This is a genomic window from Nocardia sp. NPDC046473 (genome assembly GCF_040645995.1).
GTDB lineage: Bacteria > Actinomycetota > Actinomycetes > Mycobacteriales > Mycobacteriaceae > Nocardia.
Genome location: NZ_JBEYZJ010000007.1, coordinates 604,209 through 615,555, shown reverse-complemented (window position 1 = coordinate 615,555; position 11,347 = coordinate 604,209). Strand labels below are relative to the sequence as shown.

Here is an 11,347-nt window from a genome sequence, read left to right as displayed (position 1 = left end):
CGAAATTTCATCTACGCGACGGACAGGCGCTGTGTCAAACGTTCTGCGGTCGACCGAAATTACGGACAGCACACAGGTCTTGAACCGGCTGAATTTCATCACGACAATCAAGGCATGGGCACTGGTTCAGCGACAGAACTCGACACGACGGCATCGAAAGATGATGCCGTCGGCGCCACCGTTCGTTACGCAGTTTCGGCGATGTACATCCGCAATACCAGTCCGATCTCTTTACGACCACGCACGCCTAGTTTCCGGTACACGCGGGTCAGATGCTGCTCGACTGTGCTGACCGTAACGTTCATTTTCCGGCTGATTTCTCTATTGGTGTACTCCAGAGCTGCCAGTCGTGCGACGGCCATTTCCGAATCGGTCAGTGTCGCCGCCTCGCCCAGGTCTGCATCCGACTCTTCGATGACATGAAGATGGGCCATCAAGTCTGTCGACAGTCGCTGAGTACACAGGACCTCCAAACCGGAGGAGGACGCGAGAGTCCATGCTTTGCGTGCGGTCGAACGGGCTCGCCCGGAGACTCCCAGATCACGAAACGCCTGGCTCAACTCCGCCAGGGCACGCACACTCTCGGCCGTCTCCTTCGTCTTGGACAACACCATCAGCGCCTCCTGCAGCAACGCCGGGCGTTCACGCGGCGGACGGGTTGCCGCGGCAATACGCAACGAAATCGCCTTGACTCGTGGTGTGTCGGCACCAGGTCGTTCGCGTTGTTCTTCGGCCAGCTCACGAGCACGGGCGTGATCACCCAGCGCGAGATAGACCGAGGCCGCGGAAGTGCGCCAGGGCAGGTACGTCGGCGTATCAATGTTCCACTGCCGCATCAGGTCACCACAGGCGGCAAAGTCTTCCAGCGCCACGGACGATCGTCCTAGCGCCAACTGGTACTCGCCACGAGCGTGCAGATAGTTGAGCCCGAACGGCGTGTGGAACATCGCACCGGGAACCGGATGGCTGAGCCAGCTCGCGGCCGAATCCGTCCGGCCGGTAGTCGTACATGCCGAGATCAGGATCGCCAGCGGAGCACCGATCGCGACACCCCACCCGTCCACCGATATCAAACCCAATGCCTGCGAAGCGCATTCTTCGGCAAGAATCGGATCCCCTTGATGCTCAGCAATCAGTGCCCTGGTGCACGTGAGGAAGGCTGCGCGGCTAGGCGCGCGTAGTAAGTTCGCATCGCGCAGTAGGGCATCGCACCATTGCACAGCGATATCCGAACGGCCGGCATAGACCAGAGCGAGCAGTGAAACCAAGGCTTCTTCACTCGAGCTGTTCTTCCAGGACCATCCGGCGAGTAGTTCGTCGAGCACCGTTACCGTCTGCGGACTGGCACCTGTGCCGATCACCGCAAGTAAAATCTCCGTAGCGCCGGGCCTTCGGCCGACCGAGGGTCGGTGTAGCCAATTGCGGTCTTGGGTGTCGTGCGTCGTCGGGGTGGCACCGGCCAATGGTGGGCAAATGAACCTGAGCCAAGATTGGGTGGCCTGGATCGCGTCAACGGTGTGCCAATCAGTGGAGCCCGGTCCGTCCGCGAGCACAGACAAGCTCGCTTCGGCCTCTTCCAGCCGCCCGTGCCAGACCAGGTACTGCGTCAGCTCGAGGACATCACCCCCCTTCAGATGACCTGCGGTAACCGACGCGACCAGTCGGTCGAGCCAACGGCTGGCGAAGGCCGGATCAATCCGGCTCTCGACCGCTACCCGGATAAGATCTATAGCCGTTCGTTCGCATTCGTCCACGCATGCGCACGCTGCCGAACGCAGGCACTCCAAGGCGAACTCGGTGCCGTCGTTGCGCAGCGCCTCGGTCGCCGCATCGCGGAGAACACGGCCCGCCCACGGCTCTGTCGACGGACCGCCCGCGATGAGGTGAGCGGCCACCTCAACTGCTGCTCTACCTTCGTCGAAAAGCAGAGCGGCAACCCCCTGATGCAACGCGATCCGCTCAATGACAGGTAGCCGCTTCGCCACCGCCGCCCCCAACAAGCTGTGCCGATACCGAGCAGCAGCAACCAGCCCGGCCGCGGATAGGCTGCGGACCACTTGTTTCACCACGCACAGCTCCACGCCGGTCAGTCGTACGATCCGATCGATGGTCGCGTGCTCACCGAGAACGGCCATCGCGCTGCCGACGCGTACTGCGCTCTCGTCTCCGCTGTATAGACAGGCCAGAGCGGCTTGACCCAGTGCATCGCCGTCCGCGAGGTCATCCACGCCGCCTTCCTCGAGTCGGCCACTACTGTCACCGCGTTCGATTTTGCGGTAGAACTCCTCGGCGACCGCCCGAACCAGCAGGGGGTTTCCACCGGTGACCTCGAAAAAGCCGCCCGCGAGCCGTGCTGCCGAATCCCCGCCCACATAGCCGGTGAGTGCATCGGCAACACCTTCCGCACTCAACGGTGCGAGCCCTATACGGCGTGCCTTCGGGAACCTCAGCAACTCAGCTTGGAACGTCAGCGGCAGCGCAGGCGGACCCAGCGGCTCCGCGACCACTATCAACACGGGCAGCGCCGGTAAGCGCCGAAGCAGATAGGACAGTATTTGCAGCGACGCCGCATCCGCGTAATGCACGTCGTCGACCAGTATGACCAGCGATTGTTGCCGAGCCAGATCGGCAATCGCGGCTCCAAGGCGGTGCGCCGTCGCTGCCGACATCGCGCCACGCTGACTCTCCGCTTCGCCGAGCGCAAGCAGGGCTTCGGCACTCGACAAGTCTGTCGAATCCTCGAGCGCGGCATGCCGAAGCAACTGCGTCAACACGCCCAATTGCTGCTGGCTTTCGGCGGGTGCACCTGCCGCGAACCAGAATCTAGCGGCGACGGGGAGCTCAGCCCCGAATGCCTGTAGCAAGGCGGTCTTTCCAGTTCCGGAAGCACCGGTCAAGACCACTAGTCGTCCCTCGCCGCCGGATATTTCCGCAAACGCCTCAGACAATTCGCACATTTCAACCATGCGCTCAACGATCAGCAAGGTACTCTCCCACCCACTCAGCACGTCCACCTCCAGTCAGGACGCGCAACAATTGCCAGAACGCATACGACACCCAGCGATGTCTACTCTTTGGATCAACCAGGCCCCCGGCCGACAGCCGAAGACCTCCCGTAAGCCCAACCCTTGATCCGATCGAGCCAGTGCCGATCCACTGAGAACGCCAGCGAATCAGTTCAGCCCCGGCACGTGCTGACTATCGCAAAGGCGTAAGCCGACCTGGACTCGATCTGCTTCGCCCTCGGTATCAACTAGAAACATTTCATGAAATTTATACAAATACTCTCGACGCGAACAAAAGGGTGCTCTGCGGACATTCGACGGGAAGCATGCATTAAGTCACTGCCCCACCAAAGACCAAACCGACTTCTCCGGGCAAGTAACCAACGCAATCGAGACCCCCTATGCCGCCGCGCACTCATGCGCCACCCGCATCAATTCTCACCCCCTCGAATCTCCACGGCGAGCCAGAACTCGACGCTATAATCACAGCTCTTCGCCGGGAAAACGACACAGCACGATAGAGTTGACCATGCAGAATTCAGAAATATGCCACTATCGGCCAGATCAACAGAATTGCATCTCGAAGTCACAGCACTTCACCGCCACAATGGCAGGACGCTAATTGATCACAACTAAATTACCCCCCGAAAAGATGAGCGTATCCATTCTAAAACGAACCAGCTTCTCCTCGCCCAGGCTAACCGAAAGGTCTGCAGCCCGCAAGACTGGACGGTCCAGCCAACATCGAAGATCGATATAACCGCAGGCGACTTGTGTGATTTGCAGAAAGATAGCTGACTTTATTCGCAGATCACTTGCACGATCGTAGGCAGCCAACCGGGCCGACTACCGGACGAGTGTGCGCGAGCACGCCGGGCTATGACAACTGTCACTCTGTCATTCGGGGGCACCAGCCGCACCGGCGCACGGGTGATGAAACACCAATCGGCGGCGAAGTAGCCTTCGCCGCCGATTATGTGATCCTGAATATCTGGTTGTCGCTTACGCGTTCGCGGTCCGCTCCACCGCGCGCACCTGTGCTTGCGCCGCTAGCTGATCCTCTTCGCTGGCTGTCGAATCAGCCAACACGCGCTGGGCCGCCTCGAGATCCACCTCGTCCGCGAACTCCGCGGACTCGGCTAAGACCCGGACCGTCGTTGCGGTCACGGAAAAGAAGCCGCCGTGCACCGCCGCGACAATACGCTGACCGTCGGTGTCGACGATGGACACGATGCCGCCCTCGACCAGCTGGCCGAGCAGCGGCTCGTGGCCCGGCATGATGCCGATCTGGCCCTCGGTGGTCTGCGCGCTGACGAACGTTGCCTGGCCGGACCAGAGCAGCCGTTCGACGGCGACGAGATCAACTGACATTTCCGACATCGGGACTACTTTCCGGCGATCTTCTTCGCGGCCGCCTCGACATCGTCGAGACCACCGCAGCTGTTGAACGCCTGCTCCGGGAAGTGGTCGAACTCGCCCTTGCAGACCCGGTCGAAGTCGTCGATGGTCTGCTCCAGCGGAACCACCGAACCGACCTGGCCGGTGAACTTCTCGGCCACGATGAAGTTCTGGCCGAGGAACTTCTCCAGGCGACGGGCGCGGCCGACGAGGACCTTGTCCTCTTCGGAGAGCTCGTCCATGCCGAGGATGGCGATGATGTCCTGCAGTTCCTTGTACTTCTGCAGGATTCGCTTCACCTCGTTGGCAACGGCGAAGTGCCGATCGCCGACGATCGAGGCCTCCAGGATGCGGGAGGTCGAGGTCAGCGGGTCGACGGCCGGGTAGATGCCCTTCTGCGAGATCGGGCGCGAAAGCTCGGTCGTCGCATCGAGGTGGGCGAAGGTGGTGGCCGGCGCCGGGTCGGTGTAGTCGTCGGCGGGCACGTAGATCGCCTGCAGCGAGGTGATCGACCGACCACGGGTCGAGGTGATGCGCTCCTGCAGCTCACCCATCTCGTCCGCGAGGGTCGGCTGGTAACCGACGGCGGACGGCATGCGGCCGAGCAGGGTCGACACCTCGGAACCGGCCTGGGTGAACCGGAAGATGTTGTCGATGAACAGCAGCACGTCCTGGTGCTGCACGTCGCGGAAGTACTCGGCCATGGTGAGGGCCGAGAGCGCGACGCGCATGCGGGTGCCCGGCGGCTCGTCCATCTGGCCGAAGACGAGGGCGGTGTCCGGGAGGACGCCCATCTCTTCCATTTCCAGGCGCAGGTCGGTGCCCTCACGGGTGCGCTCGCCGACACCGGCGAACACCGAGGTACCGGAGAACTCCCGCGCGATACGGGTGATCATCTCCTGGATCAGCACGGTCTTGCCGACACCGGCGCCACCGAACAGGCCGATCTTGCCACCCTTCACGTACGGGGTGAGCAGGTCGATGACCTTGATGCCCGTCTCCAGGATCTCGGTCTTACCCTCGAGCTGGTCGAATGACGGGGGCTTGCGGTGGATGCCCCACTGCTCGCCGTCGCGGCCGAGGCCGGGGCTGTCCAGGCAATCGCCGAGGGCGTTGAAGACGTGGCCCTTGACGACGTCGCCGACCGGCACCGAGATCGGCTTGCCGGTATCGGTGACGGCCGCGCTACGGACCAGGCCGTCGGTGGGCTGCATCGAGATGCAACGCACGATGCCGTCGCCGAGGTGCTGGGCAACCTCGAGGGTCAGCGTCTTGGCCACCGAGGTAAGGGTGATCTCGGCGTGCAGAGCGTTGAACAGCTCTGGGATCGAGCCCCGGGGGAACTCGACGTCGACGACGGGGCCGATGACTCGGACGACGCGACCTGAGTCTGCGCCGGTCCGACTCGTGTTGTCTTGCGTGACTGCTGCGGTCATTTTTCTCTTCCTGCGCTTAGTCGCGGTCCGAGCTCGAAGCCAGCGCGTTTACGCCGCCGACAATTTCGCTGATTTCCTGCGTGATCTGGGCCTGCCGCACCGAGTTCGCCTGCCGGGAAAGATCCGTGGCGAGGTCGTTGGCGTTATCGGTGGCTGCCTTCATTGCGGTGCGCCGAGCCGCGGACTCGGATGCCGCTGCCTCGAGCAACGATGAGTAGATACGCGTGTTGATGTACTTCGGCAGCAGGGCCGCCAGCAGCACATCGGCGTCGGGCTCGAACTCGTACTGCGCGTGCACATCCGCCGTCGGCGAATCGGACACGAAGTCCTCACCCATGTCGAAGTTCTCGTCGACGTAGCTCACCTGGATCGGCGCCAACCGGCGCACCTCCGGGGTCTGCGTCAGCATCGACACGAATCGCGTGTACACGATGTGCAGCTCGTCGACACCCGCGATGTCACCGGTGCCGTTCGGCGCGGGAACCACGCCTTCGGAACCGGCCATGAAGGCCTCGACCAGGTGGTTGCAGGCCGCCGACGCATCGGAGTACTTCGGCTGCTGCGAGAACCCGGACCACGACGCGACCGGGGTGCGGTTGCGGAAGGTGTAGTACGTGAGGCCCTTGTTGCCCATCACGTAGATCACCGGCTCTTTGCCCTCGCCGCGCAGCGTGTGCATCAACTCTTCGGCGCGCTTGAGCACGTTGGAGTTGTAGCCACCGGCCATGCCGCTGTCACTGGTGATCACCAGCACCGCCGCCCGGCGCGGCTCGGCGCGCTCGGTCAGCAGCGGATGGGTCAGGTTCTTCGACGCGTTCGCCAGCTCACCGAGGACCTTGGTGATCTCCTCGGCGTACGGCTTGGCGGCCGCAACCCTGGCCTGCGCCTTGGAGATTCGCGAGGTCGCGATCAGCTCCTGGGCCTTGGTGATCTTCTTGATCGAATTCACACCACGAATGCGGGAGCGCAATTCACGCAAACTTGCCATCAGTCACACTCCCTTCATGCTGTAGGCGATGGCGGCATTCACGGGCACTGCGTGGTTACGCAAGCTGCCTCCTCCGTGCCTGACGCTCATGCCGCAGTCGGTTTTACGAATTACTCGCATCAGTCTCGAACCTGGGTCACTTCTCGACGTGCTTGCGGGTGACCGACAGCGTCTCGACCTCTTCGTGCTCGAGATCGGCCGCTTCGGCCTCGTTCACCACACGGCTGCCGTCGGAGGCGAGGAAGCCCTGCTTGAACTTGTCGGTCTCCGCCTTGATCTGATCGGCGGCCTCGTCCTTGAGGACCTTGCCGCCCTCGATCGACTTGAAGGCGTCGGCCGCGGCGCGGTGCAGGTGCTCGAGCAGTTCGCTGTTGAAGCGACGGATGTCGGCGACCGGAACCGAGTCGAAGCGGCCGTCGTCGACCAGGAAGATCGACACGATCTGGTCCTCGACGGCGACCGGCGAGTACTGGTCCTGCTTGAGCAGCTCGACCCAGCGGGCGCCACGCTCGAGCTGCGCCAGCGACGCGGCATCGAGGTCGGAGGCGAAGGCGGAGAACGCCTCCAGCTCGCGGAACTGCGCCATTTCCAGACGCAGCGAGCCTGCGACCTTCTTCATGCCCTTGGTCTGGGCCGCGCCACCGACACGGGAGACGGAAGTACCGACGTTGATCGCCGGGCGCACGCCCTTGTTGAACAGGTCGGACTCGAGGAAGACTTGGCCGTCGGTGATCGAGATGACGTTGGTCGGGATGAACGCCGAGATGTCGTTGGCCTTGGTCTCGATGATCGGCAGACCGGTCATCGAGCCGGCGCCCAGCTCGTCGGACAGCTTCGCGCAACGCTCCAGCAGACGGGAGTGCAGGTAGAACACGTCACCCGGGTACGCCTCGCGGCCCGGCGGGCGACGCAGCAGCAGCGAGATGGCACGGTACGCCTCGGCCTGCTTGGTCAGGTCGTCGAACACGATGAGGACGTGCTTGCCCTGGTACATCCAGTGCTGGCCGAGAGCCGAACCGGTGTACGGCGCAAGCCATTTGAAGCCGGCCGAGTCGGACGCGGGGGCCGCGACGATGGTGGTGTACTCCAGCGCGCCACGGGCCTCCAGCGCGGACTTGACGCCCGCGATGGTGGAACCCTTCTGGCCGACGGCGACGTAGATGCAGCGCACCTGCTTCGCCGGATCGCCGGAGTCCCAGTTCGCCTTCTGCGCCAGGATGGCGTCGATGCAGACCGCGGTCTTGCCGGTCTTGCGGTCGCCGATGATCAGCTGACGCTGGCCACGGCCGATCGCGGTGAGGGCGTCGATGGCGGTGATACCGGTGGCCAGCGGCTCCTCGACGGGCTGACGCTCCAGCACCGAGGCGGCCTGCAGCTCGAGCACGCGCTGCTCTTCGGCCTCGATCTCGCCGAGACCGTCGATCGGGTGACCGAGCGGATCGACCACGCGGCCGAGGAAGTTGTCGCCCACCGGAACCGACAGCACGTCGCCGGTCCGGCGGACCTGCTGGCCCTCTTCGAGGTCGGCGTATTCGCCGAGGATGACCGCACCGATCGAGCGGTCTTCGAGGTTCAGCGCCACGCCGAGCACGCCACCCGGGAACTCCAGCAGCTCATTGGCCATTGCCGAAGGCAGGCCGCTGACATGCGCGATGCCGTCGGCCGTGTCGGTGACAACACCGACTTCTTCGATGGAGGTCTCGGGGGTGTAGCTCTGCGTGTAGCTCTCGATCGCGCTACGGATCTCGTCGGAGGAGATCGTCAGCTCCGCCATGTTCTTCCTGCTCTCGCTGTGTCGAATAGTCGGGGGTGGGGGACGGCAGCCGGCGAAGCCGGCGGGGTGGGTGAGACCCGCGGAACGTCAGGTCAGGGACCGACGCAGCCGTTCGAGCCGGCCGATGGCGCTGCCGTCGATCACGTCGTCGCCGACGTGTACGACCAGCCCGCTCAGCAGACTCGGGTCGACCTGTACGTGCACCTGGATCGGCTTGTCGTAGATGCGATGCAGCGAGGCGGCGAGCCGCTCGCGCTGCTGCGCCGACAGCTCGATCGCCGCACGCACGTGCGCCACGATCTGGTCGCGACGGGCCGCAGCCAGGTCGGACAGTTCGTCGAATGCCACCCCGACTGCCGTCTTCTGCCTGGTCACCACCTGCTCAGCCAGGGTTAGCGTGATGGATTCGGTCTTGCCGGTGAGCAGGCGATCGATCAGCTCCCGCTTCGCCTCGGCCGGCTTGGTCCGATCGGAAAGGGCCTGCTCGAGGTCCGGGTTGTCGCTGATGATCCGACCGAGCCGGAACAGCTCGTCCTCGACCGCGTCGAGCCGGCCAGTGTCGGCCGCCGACTCCAGCAACGCCTCTTGCCCGAGCAACACCAGGGTGTCGACCAGGTCGGCGGTCCGGGACCAGTTCTGGGCAACGGCGGTGGTCAACACGGCCTGCGTGGCCGGGTTGACCTTTCCGCCGAAGACCCGCTCACTGAGCTCGGCCCGGACCGAGCCGGGCACCGACACGTCCGCGAGCGCAACACGCAGCGAACGCTGGTCGTCCAGCACGGCGACAACGGCGAACAGTTCGGAACCCGTTGTGGCCGCGACACTGTCGCTTCCGGTCAGAGCGGCCCTGAGCGCCTCCCGAGACCGGGCGCAGGCCTCGCGGCTCGCTGCGTACATGCTTCTCACTTTCGCGTCGCTACCTTCCGACCCCGATGCCGGCTTTCGACTCGTCGTCGAGCTCGGTCAGGAACCGCTCGATCGACGCCGCCTGCTTAGCTTCGTCCGAAACCGACTGCCCGATAATCTTTTCGGCCAAATCTACGGCGGTATGGCCGAGTTCGGAGCGCAGTTCGGTAAGGATTTGCTGGCGCTGTGCTTCCAGCTGGCTGTGGCCTGCGGCAACGATGCGGTCACTTTCGGCCTGCGCGTCCGCGCGCATCTGCGCGAGGATCTGCTGGCCCTGGGTGCGCGCGTCCTCACGGATACGCGAGGCCTCGAGCCGTGCTTCGGCCAGCTGCTGCTGGTACTGCTGCAGGGTGAGCTGGGCCTCTTCCTGCGCGGCCTCGGCCCGAGCGATGCCGCCCTGGATCTTGTCGGCGCGCTCGTCGAGCACCTTCAGGAAACGCGGAACGAGGTACTTGAAGAAGAAGAAGCCGATGATAACGGCGCAGACTGCCGACCATACGATGTCATACGTCTCGGGGATGAGAGGGTTGATGTCCTCTCCACTCCCCGCCGCAAGCACTGGTATCTGGTACATCGGAATCAGAAAATGAAGCCGGCGACGAGACCGAGCAGCGCGAGGGCCTCGGTCAGGGCGATACCGAGGAACATGTTGGTACGGATCTGGCCGGAGAGCTCGGGCTGACGCGCGATGCCCTCGATGCCCTTACCGACCACGATGCCGACGCCGATGCCGGGGCCGATGGCCGCCAGACCGTAGCCGATAGCGCCGTAACCCTTGATCTTGTCGGAGTTCGTGGCGGCTTCCTGGGCCAGGTATGCGAGGCTCATGAGTCTTCCGTTCCCTTTCTGTTGCTCACCCGCCGGTCGGCGCGGTGTAGCAGGTTTGGCGGTAGTTGTTCGGTCAGGTCAGTGTGAGTCGGCGTGCTGCGCCATTCCGATGTAGACAGCGGTCAAAAGCGCGAATACATAGGCCTGCAGCACGATGACCAGCATCTCGAAGAGCGTGAACCCGAGGCCCGCGATCAGCGAGAACGGCGAGAAAACCTTCATCCATGCGTCCGCGTCGAACAAGAAGAACTGCGTTGCGGCGAAGAACATCACCAGCAGGATGTGCCCGGCGAGCATGTTGGCCATGAGCCGGACGGTCAGCGTGAATGGACGAAGGATGAACGTCGAGAGAAACTCGATAGGAATCAACAAAACGTGCAAAGCGGGCGGAACATCCGGAACGACGATGCTGCTGCGCATGTACTTCAGGAAGCCATACTTCTTGATACCAACGTAGTTGAACGTGATGTAGGCAACAGCGGCCAGCAGGATCGGCATGCCCATCCGGGCGTTCGACGAGATGTTCAACCCCGGAATTACGCCGGAGAAGTTGAGAAAGAGAACAGTGAAGAAGATCGATGCGATCAGCGGGAAGTATCTGCGGCCGGCATCCTTGCCGAGTACTTCGTCGCAAATCTGCTCTTTGACGAAAACGAGGCCGGTTTCCGCGAGGCTCTGCAGGCGCCGCGGGACGATCCGCGGATTACGAAATGCGGCAAACATGAAAGCGAGCAGCACCGCGGACATCAGGACGCGGACGAGGACCAACCGGTCGACCTCGAAAAATGTTCCCTCGAACAGCACAGCTGGAGGGAAGAAGTCGGACAGCGTTGGCGCGTGAAACTCGCCCGCCAAAGTGGTGACGCTCAGCGTTCTCTCCCGTGTTCGGGCCGTGGGCTCGGTTGATCCCGCGGTTCGATCGGACATTGACGATCAATTTGGGTCGACTCAGGTCGGCTCGAAATTCGTCAGCAGCTGAGCGGCAGGGCCGCTGGTGGCGTCTGTACGTGTG

General features: G+C 63.3%; 9 protein-coding genes. All 9 read right to left on the bottom strand.

The annotated features are described in order from the left end of the window. Nucleotides 1–185: 185 nt before the first annotated feature. The gene (locus tag ABZ942_RS27605) at nucleotides 186–2,984 is read right to left on the bottom strand and encodes an AAA family ATPase (RefSeq protein WP_357386800.1); all 2,799 of its coding nucleotides are present in this window, start codon (nucleotides 2,982–2,984) and stop codon (nucleotides 186–188) included. Between the two features lie 1,023 nt (nucleotides 2,985–4,007). Further along, the gene (locus ABZ942_RS27600) at nucleotides 4,008–4,385 is read right to left on the bottom strand and encodes a F0F1 ATP synthase subunit epsilon (protein WP_357386798.1); all 378 of its coding nucleotides are present in this window, start codon (nucleotides 4,383–4,385) and stop codon (nucleotides 4,008–4,010) included. 5 nt (nucleotides 4,386–4,390) lie between these two features. Further along, a complete protein-coding gene (gene atpD, locus ABZ942_RS27595) occupies nucleotides 4,391–5,839 on the bottom strand; it encodes a F0F1 ATP synthase subunit beta (RefSeq protein WP_357386796.1) in 1,449 nt (482 codons plus the stop codon). 16 nt (nucleotides 5,840–5,855) lie between these two features. Then, a complete protein-coding gene (locus tag ABZ942_RS27590; RefSeq protein WP_357386794.1) occupies nucleotides 5,856–6,827 on the bottom strand; it encodes a F0F1 ATP synthase subunit gamma in 972 nt (323 codons plus the stop codon). A gap of 136 nt (nucleotides 6,828–6,963) precedes the next feature. Continuing rightward, the gene (gene atpA, locus ABZ942_RS27585; RefSeq protein ID WP_357386792.1) at nucleotides 6,964–8,601 is read right to left on the bottom strand and encodes a F0F1 ATP synthase subunit alpha; all 1,638 of its coding nucleotides are present in this window, start codon (nucleotides 8,599–8,601) and stop codon (nucleotides 6,964–6,966) included. 87 nt (nucleotides 8,602–8,688) lie between these two features. Next, nucleotides 8,689–9,498 (bottom strand): F0F1 ATP synthase subunit delta, encoded by an 810-nt coding sequence (locus tag ABZ942_RS27580; RefSeq protein WP_357386790.1) that lies wholly within the window; start codon nucleotides 9,496–9,498, stop codon nucleotides 8,689–8,691. 19 nt (nucleotides 9,499–9,517) lie between these two features. Next, complete coding sequence (locus tag ABZ942_RS27575; protein WP_357386788.1) at nucleotides 9,518–10,081, bottom strand: F0F1 ATP synthase subunit B; 564 nt, start codon at nucleotides 10,079–10,081, stop codon at nucleotides 9,518–9,520. A 5-nt stretch (nucleotides 10,082–10,086) separates the two neighbouring features. Then, nucleotides 10,087–10,335, bottom strand: coding sequence for an ATP synthase F0 subunit C (locus ABZ942_RS27570; protein WP_357386786.1), 249 nt, complete (start codon nucleotides 10,333–10,335; stop codon nucleotides 10,087–10,089). Nucleotides 10,336–10,413: 78 nt separating this feature from the next. Then, nucleotides 10,414–11,262: a F0F1 ATP synthase subunit A gene (gene atpB, locus ABZ942_RS27565; protein WP_357386785.1), complete on the bottom strand. Its 849-nt coding sequence runs from the start codon at nucleotides 11,260–11,262 to the stop codon at nucleotides 10,414–10,416. Between the last annotated feature and the right edge of the window lie 85 nt (nucleotides 11,263–11,347).